Origin of the sequence: Aquisphaera insulae (assembly GCF_011064615.1) — a bacterium.
GTDB lineage: Bacteria > Planctomycetota > Planctomycetia > Isosphaerales > Isosphaeraceae > Aquisphaera > Aquisphaera insulae.
This window is the reverse complement of sequence record NZ_JAALJH010000048.1, coordinates 17,559-34,785: the sequence shown is the minus strand read 5'-3', so window position 1 is coordinate 34,785 and position 17,227 is coordinate 17,559. Positions and strand designations below refer to the sequence as shown.

21 protein-coding genes are annotated in these 17,227 nt (G+C 68.5%); 7 read left to right on the top strand and 14 right to left on the bottom strand.

Features of this window, described 5'->3' with window-relative positions; genetic code table 11:
• The first annotated feature begins 57 nt into the window (after nucleotides 1-57).
• Nucleotides 58-1,227, top strand: a complete 1,170-nt coding sequence (locus G6O54_RS22750) for a cupin domain-containing protein (protein WP_165228370.1) — start codon at nucleotides 58-60, stop codon at nucleotides 1,225-1,227.
• A 539-nt stretch (nucleotides 1,228-1,766) separates the two neighbouring features.
• Here the strand turns inward: G6O54_RS22750 and G6O54_RS22745 are convergent.
• Nucleotides 1,767-3,701: a M61 family metallopeptidase gene (locus G6O54_RS22745; protein ID WP_165228368.1), complete on the bottom strand. Its 1,935-nt coding sequence runs from the start codon at nucleotides 3,699-3,701 to the stop codon at nucleotides 1,767-1,769.
• A gap of 324 nt (nucleotides 3,702-4,025) precedes the next feature.
• Here G6O54_RS22745 and G6O54_RS22740 point away from each other — a divergent pair, with 324 nt between their 5' ends.
• The 4 genes from G6O54_RS22740 (at nucleotide 4,026) to G6O54_RS22725 (ending at nucleotide 10,595) form a co-directional block, all read left to right on the top strand.
• Complete coding sequence (locus tag G6O54_RS22740) at nucleotides 4,026-4,445, top strand: hypothetical protein (protein ID WP_165228366.1); 420 nt, start codon at nucleotides 4,026-4,028, stop codon at nucleotides 4,443-4,445.
• Nucleotides 4,446-4,756: 311 nt separating this feature from the next.
• Entirely contained in the window at nucleotides 4,757-5,077 is a 321-nt protein-coding gene (locus G6O54_RS22735) for a hypothetical protein (protein ID WP_165228364.1), read from the top strand.
• A gap of 236 nt (nucleotides 5,078-5,313) precedes the next feature.
• Nucleotides 5,314-6,969, top strand: coding sequence for an exosortase E/protease, VPEID-CTERM system (xrtE, locus tag G6O54_RS22730; RefSeq protein ID WP_165228362.1), 1,656 nt, complete (start codon nucleotides 5,314-5,316; stop codon nucleotides 6,967-6,969).
• A gap of 191 nt (nucleotides 6,970-7,160) precedes the next feature.
• Nucleotides 7,161-10,595: an SdrD B-like domain-containing protein gene (locus G6O54_RS22725; protein ID WP_165228360.1), complete on the top strand. Its 3,435-nt coding sequence runs from the start codon at nucleotides 7,161-7,163 to the stop codon at nucleotides 10,593-10,595.
• A gap of 137 nt (nucleotides 10,596-10,732) precedes the next feature.
• On the opposite strand, the gene G6O54_RS22720 is transcribed toward G6O54_RS22725, so the two are convergent.
• The 10 genes from G6O54_RS22720 to G6O54_RS22680 form a co-directional block, all read right to left on the bottom strand.
• Complete coding sequence (locus G6O54_RS22720) at nucleotides 10,733-11,029, bottom strand: hypothetical protein (RefSeq protein WP_165228358.1); 297 nt, start codon at nucleotides 11,027-11,029, stop codon at nucleotides 10,733-10,735.
• Nucleotides 11,030-11,097: 68 nt separating this feature from the next.
• Nucleotides 11,098-11,283 carry a type II toxin-antitoxin system HicA family toxin gene (locus G6O54_RS38915; RefSeq protein ID WP_165228356.1) on the bottom strand — a complete coding sequence of 62 codons (186 nt, stop codon included), beginning with the start codon at nucleotides 11,281-11,283 and terminating at the stop codon, nucleotides 11,098-11,100.
• Complete coding sequence (locus G6O54_RS22710) at nucleotides 11,280-11,498, bottom strand: type II toxin-antitoxin system HicB family antitoxin (protein WP_165228354.1); 219 nt, start codon at nucleotides 11,496-11,498, stop codon at nucleotides 11,280-11,282. Before G6O54_RS22710 ends, G6O54_RS38915 begins: the two co-directional genes overlap by 4 nt.
• Nucleotides 11,499-11,544: 46 nt before the next feature.
• Nucleotides 11,545-11,901, bottom strand: coding sequence for a S1 domain-containing protein (locus G6O54_RS22705; protein WP_165228352.1), 357 nt, complete (start codon nucleotides 11,899-11,901; stop codon nucleotides 11,545-11,547).
• A gap of 99 nt (nucleotides 11,902-12,000) precedes the next feature.
• Entirely contained in the window at nucleotides 12,001-12,543 is a 543-nt protein-coding gene (locus G6O54_RS22700; protein WP_165228350.1) for a hypothetical protein, read from the bottom strand.
• On the bottom strand, nucleotides 12,518-12,772 hold the full coding sequence (locus G6O54_RS38910) for a VOC family protein (RefSeq protein WP_369432152.1): 255 nt from the start codon (nucleotides 12,770-12,772) through the stop codon (nucleotides 12,518-12,520). Before G6O54_RS38910 ends, G6O54_RS22700 begins: the two co-directional genes overlap by 26 nt.
• Before the next feature lie 6 nt (nucleotides 12,773-12,778).
• Nucleotides 12,779-13,399 carry a HEAT repeat domain-containing protein gene (locus G6O54_RS22695; protein ID WP_165228348.1) on the bottom strand — a complete coding sequence of 207 codons (621 nt, stop codon included), beginning with the start codon at nucleotides 13,397-13,399 and terminating at the stop codon, nucleotides 12,779-12,781.
• Between the two features lie 82 nt (nucleotides 13,400-13,481).
• A complete protein-coding gene (locus tag G6O54_RS22690) occupies nucleotides 13,482-13,826 on the bottom strand; it encodes a hypothetical protein (protein ID WP_165228346.1) in 345 nt (114 codons plus the stop codon).
• 177 nt (nucleotides 13,827-14,003) lie between these two features.
• A complete protein-coding gene (locus G6O54_RS22685; RefSeq protein WP_165228344.1) occupies nucleotides 14,004-14,450 on the bottom strand; it encodes a hypothetical protein in 447 nt (148 codons plus the stop codon).
• Between the two features lie 150 nt (nucleotides 14,451-14,600).
• Entirely contained in the window at nucleotides 14,601-15,068 is a 468-nt protein-coding gene (locus G6O54_RS22680; protein ID WP_165228300.1) for a hypothetical protein, read from the bottom strand.
• 187 nt (nucleotides 15,069-15,255) lie between these two features.
• Here G6O54_RS22680 and G6O54_RS22675 point away from each other — a divergent pair, with 187 nt between their 5' ends.
• Together G6O54_RS22675 and G6O54_RS22670 are read left to right on the top strand one after the other, a co-directional pair.
• Nucleotides 15,256-15,495: a type II toxin-antitoxin system Phd/YefM family antitoxin gene (locus G6O54_RS22675; protein WP_165228342.1), complete on the top strand. Its 240-nt coding sequence runs from the start codon at nucleotides 15,256-15,258 to the stop codon at nucleotides 15,493-15,495.
• Complete coding sequence (locus tag G6O54_RS22670; protein WP_165228340.1) at nucleotides 15,492-15,884, top strand: type II toxin-antitoxin system VapC family toxin; 393 nt, start codon at nucleotides 15,492-15,494, stop codon at nucleotides 15,882-15,884. The genes G6O54_RS22675 and G6O54_RS22670 overlap by 4 nt, the downstream gene beginning before the upstream one ends.
• A 9-nt stretch (nucleotides 15,885-15,893) precedes the next feature.
• On the opposite strand, the gene G6O54_RS22665 is transcribed toward G6O54_RS22670, so the two are convergent.
• The 3 genes from G6O54_RS22665 to G6O54_RS22655 are packed head-to-tail and all read right to left on the bottom strand — an operon-like array spanning nucleotide 15,894 to nucleotide 17,180.
• Nucleotides 15,894-16,514, bottom strand: coding sequence for a HEAT repeat domain-containing protein (locus tag G6O54_RS22665; protein ID WP_165228338.1), 621 nt, complete (start codon nucleotides 16,512-16,514; stop codon nucleotides 15,894-15,896).
• Nucleotides 16,515-16,566: 52 nt separating this feature from the next.
• Nucleotides 16,567-16,734, bottom strand: a complete 168-nt coding sequence (locus G6O54_RS22660; RefSeq protein WP_165228336.1) for a hypothetical protein — start codon at nucleotides 16,732-16,734, stop codon at nucleotides 16,567-16,569.
• A 14-nt stretch (nucleotides 16,735-16,748) separates the two neighbouring features.
• Complete coding sequence (locus G6O54_RS22655) at nucleotides 16,749-17,180, bottom strand: hypothetical protein (protein ID WP_165228334.1); 432 nt, start codon at nucleotides 17,178-17,180, stop codon at nucleotides 16,749-16,751.
• Nucleotides 17,181-17,227: the final 47 nt, after the last annotated feature.

Sequence of the window (17,227 nt, the reverse complement as noted above, 5' to 3'; positions counted from 1 at the left end):
GTCCTCCGCTCGCGGGCGGAGGGCGGCCATCCGAGCCACGTTCCGGGAGCAAGCATCATGCAGAGACGCGACTTCCTCGCCGCGGGCATGGGCGCGGCCGCATTCGCGGCGGCGAATCGGCCGGCCCAGGCCGGCGACCCCAGCTTCATGAACAACGTGCCCGACCCGCTGCTCGCCGGCGACGAGCTGCCGACGTTCAAGTTCGCGCTCGAGAAGTCCGAGGGCAAGGTCATCGGCGGCAGCTCCGGCAAGGAGGCCACCGTCAAGCAGCTGCCCATTTCCAAGGGGATCGCCGGGGTTTCCATGCGGCTCGAGCCGGGCGCCATGCGCGAGCTCCACTGGCACGCCACGGCCGCCGAATGGGCCTTCGTCCTCGAGGGCCGAGTGCGGACCACGGTCATCGACCCGGCCGGCGGCGCGGAGACCGACGACTTCGACCCCGGCGACGTCTGGTACTTCCCCCGCGGGCATGGACACATGCTCGAGTGCCTGGGCGACGACCCTTGCCACTTCATCCTCATCTTCGACAACGGCTACTTCTCGGAGTTCGGCACGTTCAGCATCTCGGACTGGATCGGCCACACGCCGAAGGCCCTGCTCGCCAAGAACTTCGGCCTGCCCGAATCGGCCTTCGACGGCTTCCCGAAGGATGAGGTCTACTTCGCCCGCGGCGCGCGGCCGCCGGCGGCGATGGCGAAGCCCCTCCAGGGCTGGAAGCCCCCCGCGCTCTCGCACCGGTACGAGCTCCTCAAGCGCCCGCCCCATCGCACCTTCAAGGGGGGCCGCGAGTGGCGCGTCGACTCGACCGCGTTCCCGATCTCGAAGACCGTGACCGGCGTGGTCCTGGACCTGGAGCCCGGCGGCCTCCGCGAGCTGCACTGGCACCCCACCGCGGATGAGTGGCAGTACGTCGTCGACGGGGACATCAGCGTCACCCTCTTCGGCTCGCACGGCCGGTATCGGATCGAGACCCTGGCCAAGGGCGACGTCGGCTACATCCCGCAGGGCTACGGGCACTCGATCGAGAACGTCGGGAGCAAGCCGTGCCGGGTCCTGATCGGCTTCAACACCGGCGTCTACGAGACGATCGACCTCTCCCAGTGGATCGCCGGCAACCCCGCCGACGTCCTGGCCACCAACTTCGGCAAGCCGGCGGAGTTGTTCGAGAAGTTCCCGCATCGGGATGTCTTCATCGCGCCGTCGGGGGAGACCGCCGGAGGGGAATAGATCCGCGGCTTGCGGGCCCCTTGCGAGTCCGCAGCATCATCGGAGATCCGTTCGGGTGCTCCTGTCCCACGGCCCATGGCTCGAGCTCGGCGCGTGCCGAGCGATGGACAAGGAGCACGACAACATCGGAGTCGCGAATCGTGAACAGGATCCGATGCTTGTGGTGACGCTTACCATGAAGCAGCTCGCGGATCTCCATACCGAACCTGTCGCTCTCGGGGCGAGGGGACAGCAGCCCGGCTGATACGTCAACGTCTCCATTTATCAAAAACGCCTTCATACCAACATTCGGCTACGTTGGGCGAGATGTTCTCAGCGATCCGGGCATGCGCCCCATCGGCGTCCCACACGGCGCTCATTTTCGCATCCAGCAAGTGCCCGGGTCGTGACGCAAATCGCGGCGTGCCCTTGTCCCTCCGATTCGGGGGCCTCAGGCCGCATCGAAGCCGGCAACGCCATCTTGCAGGCCCGGGTCAAGGCGCCGCCCCTCGCTCGAAATCGTACGGAGAGCAAGGCGACCCTGTGTTCGGTGTGAAGAGTCACACCCTCCTGTTGAGGCCGGGCTGCGCGGGGCGTACGGGATCAGCCCGAACACCCCGAGTCACCTCCCCCTCCCCGCTATTCTTTCCCGCCACCCACGCCTTGAAGTGCTCCTTCTGCGCCGGGCTGGCACCGGGCGCCACCTCCAGCGTCCACTGGCGGGGGGGCTCCTGGCCGAAGGTGGCGGCGATCCGCTGGAGGCGGTCGCGGCGGGCGATCAGGATCGAGACGGACTCGCCGGGGCGGAAGGCGTCCATCCGCTTCGACCACTGGTCGGCCGGGATCCGGTCGTCGCCGACGGCGATGATCTCGTCGCCCGCGTTGAAGCCGGCGTCGTAGCCGGGCGTCCCGCGCTTCACCACCGTCACCATCAGCCGGCCGTCCTCGTTCTTCGTCGCCAGGCCGAGCCAGGCCCTGGGCGGCTTGGCCGGGCTCGAGGAGGCGGACTCGCCCTTGTTCTCCCTGGCCTTCTTCGCCTTCTTCTCCTTCTCGTCGGGCGCGAAGTGGAGGCCGAACCAGTCCAGCGTCTCGGCGTAGTCGAGCTCCTCGGTCGTCTCGAGCGCCTTGTGGAAGAAGTCGGAGAGGTCGGCGCCGGCGACCTCGCGGGCCAGCTCGCGGAACTGGGCGGCGGTGAAGCCCTTCTCGCCGGAGTAGCGCGAATAGGCCAGCCGCATCAGGTCGTCCAGGCTCTTCTTGCCGCCGGTCGCGCGACGGATCTTGGCGTCCAGCAGGAAGGCGACGACGCTCCCCTTCAGGTAGTAGCTCACGCCGCTGTTCACGGTGTTCTCGTCGCGGCGGTAGAACTTGATCCAGGTGTCCAGGGACGAGGCTTCCAGCGCCTGGACGAGCCGGCCGGGCGTGGTCTGGAGCCGCTCGATGTCGTTCATCGGCTTGTCGCCGTCGGCCGCGGGCGGATCGCCGGCCAGGAATTCGTCGGTGGTGCAGAGCCCGGCGCGGCGGACGAAGAGCCGGTCGTAGTAGCTGGTGATCCCCTCGGCCACCCAGAGGCTCGGCGTGTACACCTCGCTCTCGTAGTCGAACGGCCCGAGCTCCACCGGCCGGAGCCGTTTCACGTTCCAGGTGTGGAAGTACTCGTGGCTGACGAGGTAGAGCCAGCCGAGGTATCCCGGCCGCGTCCGGCAGGCCCATCGGCTGGCCATCAGCACCGTCGAGTTCTTGTGCTCGAGCCCCCCGCCGGACTCGACCAGCAGGTTGAAGAAGACGTAGCGCTCATAGGGCAGGAAGCCCCAGAACGCCTTCTGCGCCCGGACGATCGCCTCCACATCCTTCGCCGATCGCGGGCCGTCCCACAGGCCCCCTTCGCCCTCGTTGACCAGGACGTGCGGGACGCCGTCGACCTGGAACTCGTAGAGCGCCGGGCTCCCCGCGTAGATCGGCGAATCCACCAGCGTGTCGTAATCCGCCGCCCGGTAATGGTTCGGCCGCCCCCCGGGTGCGGCCGGCAGCCCGGAGACGCTCGTCTTCCACGCCGAGGCCAGCTCGAGCGCCACCTCGTGCGGCCGCGACCCGTCGTCCACCCGCGTGAGGAAGATCCCCGCGCCGTTGAGCATCGCGAACGACGCGTCGACCCAGTTCGACTGCACCGACATGGTCCGGCAATAGACCCGGTAAGCGACCTTCACCTCGGCCGCCCCGCCGCTGGCGACCTTCCACCGGTTCTTCCGCGTCTTGACGATCTCCAGCGGCTTGCCGCCGGTGCCCGTCGCCCGCATCTCCTCGATGCCGCGGGCGAACTCGCGGACGAGGTATGACCCCGGCGTCCAGACCGGCATCATCAGCTCGACCTCGGAGGCCCCCCCCGTCGGGATCGTCGCCTCCACCTCCACGTAGTGCGTCTGCGGGGCCGGGAACCGGAGGACATGCCGGACCGGCTCCGCCCCCGCGGCGAACGTCGACATCGAGCTGACAGCCATCATGACCCATCCCGTAACGAGACCTCGGAGACCCAGGGCACTTCGCACCATACTCCCCCCCAACACCAGACCGAACCCTCGAAGGTCCCCGGCAGGGAGGCAATCGACCCTCCCCACCCACCATCTTAAGACCCACTTCGCCGACGGGTCCAGGCACACTCGATCCGCCCAGGCTTGCCGAAAATAGAGAAAATAGACAATAGAAAGGATCCTGGTAAGATAATCGGCTGAATGGCGAAGAGAACGGCGACGCCGGTCGCGATCGGGGAGCGCGGTCGGCGGGCGGCGTCGCGAGACGCAGGACATCGGAGAGAGGACACCTTGATGAGACGGACGACATTCGGATTTGCAGCGATCGTCGCGGGCCTGGGCGTGGTGGCCACCGCGAAGGCGCAGAGCTGCCCTTGCGAGGGGACGGTGGCGGGGACGATCGGGAGCTCGACGGTGGTGGGATCACCCATCGTGGGGGGCTCCACGATCGTGGGTGATGTGGTGACCAGCGTCCCATCCGCCGCGCCGGGCGTGGTGCAGGGATACGGACAGGGGGGTGTGTATCCCTATAGCTACTGGGTGGCGCCGCCGGGGCAGGCCCGGGAGTACGTCCCCTACTCCGCCTCGGGGACCGAGCCATTCCCGTTCTACGGCCGCGCCTACGGCAGCCCGGGGGATCGCTGGTCCTGGTACTACATGGGGGGCGGAGACAACCGCTACCTCGCCCGCTACTACTATCAACTCCTCCGCTGATCGAAGGACCGCCGGGCGGCCGTGGCGGAGCCAATCTCCCGGCGACGCCGCGGCGCGGCGGGCATGAACTCGATCCTTCGGGGGGGTCGGATCTAGAAACTCCGAAGGAACTCGGATACACTGCTGACGTGGAACCAGCAGGCACTCAACCCTGCTTTCCGTGGTGAACTGGTCGTTTCTTCGGGTCGATGGAAGACCCATTTTGCAGGTCGTGACTTCTCGATAAGATGCAGCGGGTGGTCCACCCACCAGCTCGAGGATCACAACCGCTCGACTGATCCGTAGTGACAGCGAGGCTAGGATCAGGCAGGGTGGTTCGTGGCATCGACCACGGTGCGTCGCAACGCACCCGGTGTGATGCGCACACCTGGAGCCATTGTTTCTTCCCGGACGAAGAATCCAGACCATCCAGGAGGGTGTTCAAGATGACCTGGAATGCGATCGATCGTATCGTGCGCTATTCCCGCGCCCTGGCCGGTCCGCTCGGGCTGGCGATCGTGCTGACGGGGCTCTGCGGGATCGCGAGGGGCGACGAGCGGGTGCCGGAGATTGATGCCGGTGCCATGTCGAGCGCCCTCTCCTTGCTGTGTGGTGGACTGCTGATCCTCGGCGGTCGACGGCGACCTCGCTGAGCAAGCTCGGTCCACGGCGGCTCGCAGTCGATTCTCCCCGCGTGTGGCCCGCGTGGAGCGAAGGATCGTGCTGCGCGCCGGGGCCGGTCAGAGCGGGGCGCCGCGACGGATGTCGCCGCCCCGGCTCGCCGGACTCGCACCACGGCCTTACATCCTTGTGAGATCGTCCAAACGTGCCGTGCGTCCAGACTCATGACCGGATTCCGACGTCGAATCTCACGCGAGACCGGTGGTGCGTGCTGCCGGCGATCGCGTGGTCGACCCTGCTCCTCGGGGAGGTCCTGGGCCTCTCGTTCTCGTACGACATCGCGGCCCCGGCCGGCATGTCGGGCCGGGCGGGCCTCCTCGCCGGGCTGGTGGCCCACTCCTCGACGCTGATCCGGGTGGCCGCCTGCGTGGTCACGCTCCTGGCCGCGGCGACGCTGGCCTCGGCGCGACGTCGCGCGGAAATCCCCGGGCTGCTGGAGCAGATGAAGCCGACCGGCTGGCTGGCCGGCGGCCACGTCGCCTGCTACGCCCTCTTCCACGCGTGCACCGGCCGGCTGATCGCGGCGATGCACGGCGGCGGAAATTCCGCCGGCCTGGCCCTGCTCTGGCTGGCGATCGGCGCCCTGACGCTGGCGAGCTGGATGCTGGCGGCCCTGCCGGTTAGGGCCTGGATCGGCCTGGCACGGTCCTGGTGGAAGCTCCTGGCGGTGGGCCTGGCGGTGGGCGTTTGTGCCGTCGGGGCGGGGGGCGCCACCGGCCGGCTCTGGAGCTCGCTCCACTCCGGGACGTTCGCCGCCGCGGCCTGCCTGTTGCGGCAGATCGAGCCGGACGTGATCTGCGATCCGGAGGCGAAGCGGCTGGGAGCCGGGGGCTTCTCCGTGATGATCGCCGGGGTCTGCTCGGGCTACGAGGGGATCGGCCTGATCGTCGCGCTGCTGGGGGGTTACCTGGTCGTCTGCCGTCGCGAGCTGAGGTTCCCCCGCGCCTTCCTGCTCCTGCCGGCGGGCGTGGCGATCATCGCCCTGCTGAACGTCCTGCGGATCGTGACGCTCATCCTGATCGGGGCGCGGGGGCGGCCCGAGGTGGCGCTGGGGGGCTTCCATTCGCAGGCGGGCTGGCTGGCGTTCAACGCGGTGGGGCTGGGGCTCATCGCCGGTAGCCGGCGGCTGGGGCTTTTCTCCACGTCCGGGGCGGAGGGAGGGGGTGAGGATCGCGAGGCGGGCGTCAACCCGACGGCGGCCTACCTCGGCCCGCTGATGGCGATCCTCGCCGCCTCGATGGTCACCGCCGCCCTGTCCGACGGCACGCTCGACCTGCTCTACCCCGTGCGAATCGCGGCGGCCTGCATGGTCTTCTGGGCATTCCGGAAGTCGTACCCGGCGCGATGGCGGGCGGCGTGGGAGGCCCCGATCGCGACCCTGGTGCCGATCGCCATCGGCGGGGCGGCCTACCTCGCCTGGATCGCGCTCGAGCCGGTCGCGGCGGCCGACGGCTCCGCGGATGCGGCGGCACGTTCCCTCTCCCTCCCGCTGCCGCGGGCGCTCGCGGAGATGGGGCGGCACGCCGCCATGGCCTGGTTGGCGGTTCGCGTCCTCGGCTCCGTGATCGTGATCCCCCTGGCGGAAGAGCTGGCCTTCCGGGGCTACCTGCAGAGGCGCCTGATCGCGGCCGACTTCGAGTCGGTCTCGCTGGGCGCCTTCACGTGGCTCTCCTTCCTCGGCCCCTCGATCGCCTTCGGCCTGCTCCACCAGAGGTGGCTGGCCGGGACGGCCGCGGGCCTGCTCTACGCCGCCGCCGCCCTCCGCCGCGGACGCCTCGGGGATGCCGTGCTCGCCCACGCGACGACCAACGCCCTGATCGCCCTCCGCGTGCTGGCGGGGGGGGCCTGGTGGCTCTGGGCCTGAGGCCGGACTCGCCGGGCGGGCGGGAAGGCCAGGCCGCCCGGGCCACCCACCGCACGACACCAACGATACAACCCACCGAGGCGAGACAGCCGGAGCCCGACTCCGCTAAGAACCACCAACCGCGATTGACGATCACCATCCCGAGGCCTCAGCGACAATCGAGCGCCTGCAACCGCTCAAGGAGAAGCCCCATGTTCGCCCTCTCCCCCTCCCCGTCGAGGACGGCTCGCGCGGTCCGCCCGCGACGACGGCGGCACGCGCCGCGGGTCGACGCCTGCGAGGAGCGGCTGCTCATGGCCACCGGCTTCCTCCAGGGGATCGTGACGCTCGGGACCACCGGCCAGGGCATCGCCGGCGCGGTCGTACGCCTCCACCGGCTGGACAATCCCTCGGTCCCCGACCAGACCATGATCACCGGTGCCTCCGGGGACTACATCTTCCGGGGGCTGGACGCCGGCTCGTACCGGATCACGGAGACGCCGCCGGCCGGATATGTGAACGGCTCCACCCAGGTGAACTCGCCCCTCACGCCGGTGATCGCGTCGACCTCGAGCTCGATCGACGTCCAGCTCGGCGACCCCTCCGACCTGTCGATCACCTACGAGAAGCACAACAAGAAGACCCTCACCACCACCAACAACGGCACGACCCACCAATCGCTCGTCGGCCAGTTGAACATCACCGTCGCCCAGGGCGACATCAACGCCACGTCGTCCCCGTTCGTCTCGTTCTGCGTGGACTACTTCCGCGACATCCAGACCGGCGACGCGAATCTCCCCTACTCCATGGAGCCGCTGGACACCGGCCTGGCCTCCCTCTCCACCGTCAAGAACCCCCAGAACGCCGGCGCGATCGCCTACCTCTACAACCACATCGCCTCGGCCTGGAGCACCGAGCCGGCCCAGTTCGTCCCCGCGCAGGAGGCCGCCGGCTTCCAGCTCGCCATCTGGGAGCTCGAATACGAGACGTCCGGCACGTTCAACGTCCTCGACGGCTCGTTCTACGTCCACGACCTCACCTCCAGCTCTCCCGAGGTCACCGCCGCCCAGGGGTTCATCAACATCGCCCTGAGCAGCATCGCCCAGGGCCAGGGCGAGCAGGCCGTCTTCCTCAACGGCCTGCCGACGACCGCCCGGCCGCAAGGCTCCCAGGGCCTGATCGCCCCGCTGGCGCTGAATTTCGTCAACGCCGCCGAGCCCCCGGCCCCCGGCATCTCCATCGAGAAGCTCACCAACGGCGTCCACGACGCCGATCCCAACGGCTCGAACGTCGTGATCGTCGGCCCCGACGCCCCGGTCACCTGGACGTACAACGTCACCAACACGGGCAACGTCGCCTTCGCCGCGGCCAGCGTCGTCGTGACCGACGACGTCGCCGGCGTCAACCCGGCCTACACCAGCGGCGATACCAACAACAACAACAGCCTCGATCCCGGCGAGACCTGGACCTACACCGCCACGGGCACCGCCCTGGACCTGAGCGGCACGACCACGCTCCCCCCCACGGTCGTCGTCGTCCCGGGCGACGACCCGAACAACCCGGGCAGCACGCGGCCCGTCTACCAGAACACGGGCAAGGTGACGATCACCGGCACGGAACTCGCCGCGACCGACATCAGCCACTACGCCAACCCGAGCCCTCCGCCGACGCCCAGCGTGACGATCGAGAAATTCACCAACGGCGTCCACGACACCAACCCGAACGGCTCCAACCTCGTCATCCTCAGCCCCGGCGCGGCGGTGACCTGGACCTATCAGGTCTCCAACACGGGCAACGTCGCCTTCCGGAGGGCCGGCGTGGTCGTCTCCGACAGCGTGACCGGCATCAGCCCGACCTACACCGGCGGGGACTCCAACAACAACGGCATCCTCGACCCCAACGAGACCTGGACCTACACGGCGACGGGCTCGGCGCTCGACCTCAGCCGAACGCCCCCCGACTCCGTGGTCGTCGTCCCGGGTGGCGACCCCAATAGCACCGGGAACACCCGCAACGTCTACGAGAACACGGGCACCGTCACCATCGCCGCATACTCCCTGACCGCCTCGGACATCAGCCACTACGCCAACCCCGCCGCGCCCGCCATCACCATCCAGAAGTTCACCAACGGCGTCCACGACACCAACCCCAACGGCAACGACCTGGTCATCGTCAACCCGGGCGCCACGCTGACGTGGACTTATGACGTCGCCAACACGGGCAACGTCGCCTTCGCGAGGGCCAACGTCGTCGTCTCCGACAACGTCGCCGGCGTCAATCCGGCCTACACCAGCGGCGACGCCAATAACAACAACCTGCTCGACCCGGGCGAGACCTGGGTCTATACCGCCACCGGCCCGGCGCTCGACCTGAGCGGGACGCTCCCTCCCACGGTCGTGGTCGTCCCCGGCGGCGATCCCAACGGCACCGGCAACACCCGCAACGTCTACCAGAACACCGGCACGGTGACCGTCACCGGCACCGACCTTTCCGAATCCGACATCAGCCACTACGCGAACTTCCCGGGCACCCCGCCCGAGCCGGCGGTGATCACGCTCGCGGGCATGGTCTTCCACGAGTGCAACAACAACGGCATCTACGAGCCGGCGGCCGGCGAGACGGGGCTCGCGAACGTGCTGGTCACGCTCTCGGGCACCTCGACGGCCGGCCTGCCGGTCAGCATGACGACGACCACCGACGCGGCCGGCCGCTACGTGTTCGACCTCACCCACAGGCCGGGGGTGTACACGGTCACGATGGCCGTCCCCTCGGGTTACCTCGACGGCAAGAGCACGCCCGGGACGGCGGGAGGCACCGCGGGCACGACCACGATCTCGACCATCGACCTGACGGCGTCGGCCACCGGCTACAACTTCGCCGTGCTCCTGCCGGGCGCCCTTTCCGGCGTGGTCTACTACGACCTGAACCACGACGGCTCCATGGGCGTGACCGACTTCGGCATCGCCCATGTCGTCGTCACGCTGACGGGCACGGACGACCGGGGCGACGCGGTGAGCGTGAAGACGACCACGGGCGACGACGGCACCTATGCGTTCAACGGCCTGCGGCCCGGCAGCTACACGATCACCCGCACGCAGCCCGATCTCTTCCGCCGCTATCGGAACACGGTGGGGACCCTCGGCGGAACGGCGACCCGCGATGCGATCCGGGACATCACGGTGCCCGGCTGCTCCACCGGGACGGGCTACCTCTTCGGCGAGCTCCAGCAGCCGACCTGCCGGCTCCGCACCCTGGCCTTCCAGGTGGGCCGGACCTTCGCCCGCCAGCAGGCGGCCTACCAGAAGGACCCCGAGGCCTTCACCCGCGCCCATCCCAACCTCGCCCCGAGCATCGCCGATGGCCAGATCCCCTGGGGCAAGGGGACCTACCCGAAGGCCACGGTCGCCAGGCACTGGGTGCCCACGCTCGGCACCAAGGTCATCAACCTGAGGGATGTCTACGCGAAGCCGGCCGCCGCGGCTCGCACCGCCCCGAAGGCCACGACGCTGGCCGCCCGCGTCGGCGCCGCCGGCTCGGCCGTCGTCGCCAGGGCCACCCGCACCTTCCATGCGGTCAAGAACTCGGCCCCCGTGAAGGCCGCCCTCGCCCAGGCCTCCCGCGTCAGCGCCGCGTTCCGCCGCGTCTGACCGAGATCGAAGGTCCTTCGAATCCCCCCGATCGAGATCGTCCGCGGCCCCGGCCCCCTCTCAGGCCCGGCGCCGCGGACGCTTCATTGCGGCGGCTCAACCGGCGCGCGGCTCCGCCGGATGAACCCATCCCCACCTCAGACGGTCATTCGGCCGGACAGTCGCCTCAACATATCGTCTACTGCCTGGTCCACGGCGAGCAGGGAGTAGCCGCTCCAGTGGTCCCATCCCGTCAGCAGCCGGATGCCATTGCCGACGAGGTCCGGCAAGAGGACTGCATCGGGCGACTCAACGGAGCGGCCCGAACGCCGGAGGCCGTGTAAGAGACGGAGCCGCACGAGCAAGGCGCGGTAGAACAGCGGCCCGGCATCCGGCCAGCTCAGCGTGAGGTGGCCGTTCGCGGCGGTTTCGACGTGCATCTTCGGAAGGAGCATCGCGAGTACTCGAAGACGTGTCCGGATATCCCGCGAGGCAGGGCCGCCGGTTCGTCACGTTTACCACGTCACGGAGGCGGGACCTGAAGATCGCGGCAGATCTTTCGCGCCAGGAACTCGTAGATTTCGGTATGCCGAGGCACGGCCGATGTTGCATTCGTGGCAGGATTCACATAAATGCTGTGCTTGCCTCCCTCGCGGAGGAGCCGGCACCCATGCGACTCGAGGTGAATGACGAGGTCGCGGCGTTTCATGCCGAAAGGTCGAGGGGTTCGCGGGTCACGACCTGGCCATGCAATGATTCCTCGGCGAGTTCTCGATTGCTCTCGACGACCAGGGCGACGGCCTCACGGAGATTCTCCCGGGCCTCCTCGAGGGTCGCCCCCTGAGTATTGGCGCCAGGCAGTTCCTCGACGAAGGCTACATAGCCCCCTTCGGGAACCTGGACGAAGACCGCGGTCAGTTTCATATGCGCCTCCCGGATTCTCGCGGAGTCGATCGATCCGCGAAAACGCTCATCCACGATTATGGAGGCCCCGGCGAATATCGGCAATATCGCCCTCTTGCTGCGTGAGCCCGATCTCGCCGCGTTCCCCGAGCGCAATGATTCGGGCCTCCAGGAGCTCGTCGATGGCGGGATAGTCGTCGAACGTGATTCGGCGTTCCCGGGCCCCCTCCATCTCCGGTATCAGCAGCAATGCCGGGTGCCCGGCGTTGATGTCGAGCCAGACACCGAACGGGGCACGAGCGATGACGTGACCGCGGACGTGCTGACCCACATGGAGCCGCTCCCGGACCCGAGGCCACCGCGCCAAGGCGGTGTCCGTCCCCCAGTCGGGATATTGGGCACGGATGTCCTCGGTCCAACCCATCGCGATCTCTCCGACCTCTCACCGCCCGACATCCCGCCGGCTTCGCGCCGCCGAGGTCAGGGGACTCCTCGCGACGATCGCATCGCGACGACGACGCCTTCAATCCCCCGTAGATCCGATGAAGCACCACGACTCCGGCCGACCATCCCGGTAGACGGGGAAACAGGCGGCCATCGCGGGGTGCAGCGAGGCGGCGAGCCGATCGACGCCCTCGCCGACCTCCCTTTCCGAAGGGGTGGCCGTGCCGAAGAGCGCCTCGATCTCCGCCGGCGGGAGCACCCGGGCCTTCCACTCCTCCCATGCGGTCGAGAGGCCCGTGAGGGCGAGGATTCCGGGGACATCGTCCGAATCCACGGCCTCGATCTCCTTCAGCAGGGCTAGCCCGGCCGCCGGCTCCGGCGGGACGCCGCGGGCCTCGATCTCGCGAAGTCGGCGGAGGCCGTCGCGGTGGCGCTCCAGCAGGTTGTTCGGATCGGCCTGCTCGCAGGATCGGACGGCCTCGGCCATGTCCGCGATCCGATTCCGGACGAGCCTCGAGAGGTCGAAGCCGACGTCGCGGGAGATATTGGCCTGAAGTTCCCGCAGCGCCGCCTCGGCGTCCGGCCGATAGGGCGTCTCATGCTGCCAGAACATCGCACTCATGATCGACTCTCCGGGCAAGACCTCGACCCCCGGCCGCCGCCTCGACTCCGCGGACCGACTCCGCGAGCTCGATGCGGCTGCCCTCGGGATCCGGCACGTGGCTCCCGTAGTATCCTTCCCCGGTGCGGCGCGGTCCATCCAGGATCGGCACGGCTGCGGCGCGAAGGCGAGCCGTCGGTTCCGCGACGACCGACTCGGAGCCGACGGAGATCGCGAGGTGGTCAACCACGTGCGGTCAGGCGCGACCGCCCGACCATCGCTCGTACAGCGACTCTGCCTCGCTCCGCAATCGGGCGAGGTCCGGCTCGTGCCCGGCCAGCCGGCAGAGGTGATCCCCGACCCGGATCCGCGTCTCGTCCGTGCCCAGGATGTCGTCGATTGCCGTCGCGGCCGAGGAGCTGGGCGAGTGGCCCAGTTCGTCGTATTCGCTGTCCGAGCCGAGCACCGCGAGCAGGTCCGGGATCGCGGCCGGGCTGCCGATGCCGCCCAGGGCATACGCGGCCGTGCCGCGCACCTGGGGATCGGGATCGTCCCGCATGACCGTGCAGAGCGGCGGGACGGCTCGATCGTCGCCGAAATCGTGCAAGCACCCGCAGGCGTGCCAGCGGACCGTCGCGTCCGGGTCGGAGAGCATGGCCGCCACGGGCTCGACCGCCCGCCGGGCATCGAGCAAGACCAGGGCCGTGATGACCTCGCAGCGGGCCTCGGGATCGGCGGACGCGAGACGATCTCGGAGCTGGTCGAACACGGCCGCTCCGTCGGCCGCACGCATCTCCTCCAGGGCCCTCTCCCGTCGGCCCGGATCCGAGAGGTCCGTGCGGTTGATCGCGTCCAGCCAGCATTCGAGCTGTTCCACGGGCGTCTCCCTTGCGGTGGGCCGGGTGTGCCCGAAGGGCAGCAAGAAGACCTCGACGGGGAGAGTCCGCCGCCGCGCGAGGTCAGGCGTCGGGTTGCGAGCCGGGGAGGAACGGCCCCGGATCGTCGGGAGGATAGATGACCTCGTGGCCGCGTCCCGTCTCGATGGCGACTCTGACTGCCCTGTGCAGGTCATTTTCCAGGACGCGGGTCCTCTCGATGACGTCGACGATGCAGGCAAGTGCTCGCTCGACGTCCTCCGACTGTAGGAAGAGGAGGAGTGACGGCTCCTCTGCGGCGTAGTCGTAGCCGTCATCGGTGATGATCCCGCCGGACCGCTCGGCCAGAAGGTCGGGGAGGACGTAGCGGATATCGAGATCAGGGTTGTCGAGCCGGCGGGGATCGAGTCGGATGACGAATCGCGCCACGGTTCAGCTCCCCCCTCAAGCGCCGAGCACGTTTTAGCAGGAGCCGAGCAAGCGTAAGCCGATGGAGGCGTTGGGTTCCGTGCATCTGCCGGAACGAGGCCCATGAGCCGCACTGCTATGCAGAACCCTGGTATCGGGAGACGCCTCGTGGCGGGCGAGTCTCACTACGACCAGAGGTCAGACGTCGCCTCCCGAGTCTCGGAACCGGATGCTGCGGACGATCCGCTCAGCGTCGCCCAATTCTCGCCCTTGCTGGCCCGATTCACAAGTGTACGTGACGAATGCGAAGTTGCGACCATCAGAGACCTGCCAGATCCGGAGGAAGTCCTCCCCCCATTCGAAACTGCCGGCCGCGAGCCGAAGGGGAGACGACTCGAGGACGACCTCGGCCGGCGCGTCCAGGCCCCGCGCCTCGGCGAATCTCAAGACCATCTCGTAGAGCTGGTCTGGGGTCGGGTTGGGGACCGGACCGTTCGTGAAGAGGGCGATGGAGAATTGCAGTGCCCCGGCCCCATCGCCGCGTGCCAGAGTGAAGGGAGGCTCGTCGGCCTCGATGGTCTCGGTGAAGTCCTCCCAGCCGGGGAAAGCGACGACGGAAAAGGAATCGAACGCAATGCGGTTCATCGATCCTCCGCAGCTCCTCATCGGTGCCCGGCGAGTCACCCTGACGATCCATGCCGGGGAGGACACGAAACCGCCGCAGCCGGCCCTCCAGGATGATCCAAGATCGTAGCACAAAGCGACGCGGCGAGATGGGCCCGCTGCAGCGTGCGGTCAGATCGTGCGATGCCCCAGGCCGAGGCGCCTCGCGAACTCGCTGAACGTGGGAGCGACCTCGCGCCAGAGACAAACCTCGCCGGTCCCCCAGTCGCTCGCGATGACGCGAGGATCGGTGTCATCGGTGCGGTAATCCAGGCCGATCCCGACGTCGTCTCCCGGATACCGATTGACCGCCACGAGCAAGGACCGCTCCACGTCTCGCCAGGGCAACTCGACCGGCTCGGCCAGGCGGCTGCCTCGGACTTCGTGGAAGATCCTGGAGTCTCGCGGGTTATCGGCAAGGAATCCCGTCGACTCGGCAGCCATCGCCTTCGCCGAGCCCAGGAAGTCGACCGGCTCGATCAGGAAGGGGATCACCTCGCGCAGTCGCGCATCGCCCGGATGGATCCATCGTCCCTGACGCATCAGGAGGACAAGGACCTCGGGGAGAGGCAGGCCGTTGACCTTCGGATGGGATCGCAAGCCGATGACCTCGCGCGGCCTGACTCCGGGTTCAGCGGACCGCCGCTTCGACTCGCCCATGGTAGCACGACATCCGCCGCGGCGGTACGAGGAATGCCGGGGCTCGATGTCGGGTCCCCCCGCCGCAGGGACAGTGCGACGACGTACCCATCTCCCTTGCATGGTCAGGGTTTGATAGAGTGTTGGTATGGAGATCATCAGCCTTCAGGACCTGCTGCGAGACCCCACGGGCCTGCTCGCCCGCGTCGAGGCCGGCGAGCACCTCGTCGTCTCTCGCGAGGGCCGGCCGGTGGCCGAGCTCCGCCCGCTAGCCGTCCCCCCCCATGGGCCGCGTCCGTTCGGACTGGCCGCCGGCTCGTTCACCGTCCCGCCCGACCTCGACGCCCCCCTGCCCGAGGATCTCATCCGGGACTTCGAAGGGCGATGAGACTCTTGCTCGACACTCATGTCTTTCTCCGGTACATCTCGGCCGATTCCAGGCTGCCCGCGTCCTTCGCCCGGGCCATCCGGGATCCGGCGAACGAGGTTTACCTGAGCGTCGTCTCGATCTGGGAAGCGGTCATCAAGCACGGCCTCGACAAACTGCCCCTGCCAGCACCACCGGCGAGGTATCTGCCCCTGCAACGAGAAGCCCACGGCATCGCAGCCCTGGCCATCGATGAGGCCGCGATGCCCCACCTCGCCAACCTGCCGCCCCTCCATCGCGACCCGTTCGACCGCCTGCTCGTCGCACAGGCGATCGAGCACGCGTTGACGATTGTCTCCGTCGATGCGGAGATCCTGGCCTACCCGGTGCCACGGCTCGCGCCGGCCTGACCAGCCCGATCAGGCGCGACCGCCCGACCATCGCTCGTGCAGGGCCTTCGCCTCGCTCCGCAATCGTGCGAGGTCCGGCTCGCGCCCGGCCAGCCGACGGAGGTGATCCCCGGCCCGGATCCGCGTCTCGTCCGTGCCCAGGATGTCGTCGAGTGCCGTCGCGGCCGAGGAGCTGGGCGAGTGGCCCAGTTCGTCGTACTCGTTGTCCGAGCCGAGCACCGCGAGCAGGTCCGGGATTGCAGCCGGGCTGGCGATGCCGCCCAGGGCATACGCGGCCGTGCCGCGCACCTGGGGATCGGGATCGTCCCGCATGACCGTGCAGAGCGCCGGGACGGCTCGATCGTCGCCGAAATCGTGCAGGCACCCGCAGGCGTGCCAGCGGACCGTCGCGTCCGGGTCGGAGAGCATGGCCGCCACGGGCTCGACCGCCCGCCGGGCATCGAGCAAGACCAGGGCCGTGATGACCGCGCAGCGGGCCTCGGGATCGTCGGCCGCCAGCCGCTCTCGGAGCCGGTCGAACACGGCCGACCCGTCGGCCGCGCGCATCTCGTCCAGGGCCCTCTCCCGGCGGCCCGGGTCCGAGAGGTCCGTGCGGTTGATCGCGTCCAGCCAGCGTTCGAGCTGTTCCACGGGCGTCTCCTTCCGGGTGAGCGGTCGACGAGTAGGGTATCGCTGCTCCCGATCAGGCAAGACCTCCGGGACGGAGCAGGCTGAACCGCTTGCATTCGCGGCACCAGTACCCCTTCCCGCACGCCGCCCACGCGATCAGGTACAGGCCCGTCAACGCCGAGATGATCGCCGGCGCCCAGAGGATCGGCACGTATGTGGCGACCGCCGGCGCGGCGGCCATCAACAGCCCGACGATCAGGAGCCTTGCCCTGCTCTTTCGGACCATCGGTCCGCCGCAGGTCTTGCAACGCGGATCGGCCATGAAGTCCTCCCTCGTCCGGCGATTGCGCACGGCAGGCCCGCACAAGCTTGATTCGACGAGTCCAGGCCGTATTCCCGGTTGAGATCCATCAACCTGTGGCCATGGACGACGCGCAATTCGCCGTCCAGAACAAGAACCATGAAGACGTTGCGATCCTCGGAATTGACCAGGACGTGCTCATAGGGCCCCGGCGACATGCGCCAGACGTTGTCAACAATGCCGGCCGAGCAGTCATGGCCTTCGAAATCGGCGATCGGGATCGCATCAAAGTAGGGCCAGAAGTCGAACGGAGGGCCTTCGCCATCGACGCGATGCCGCGACTCACCGAAGGTCGCCAGGAACTGCTCTTTCGTAAGCTTCGCCATTTTACCTGTTTCGACTCTTTATATTCTAGAATACCTCGGCTGGGAGA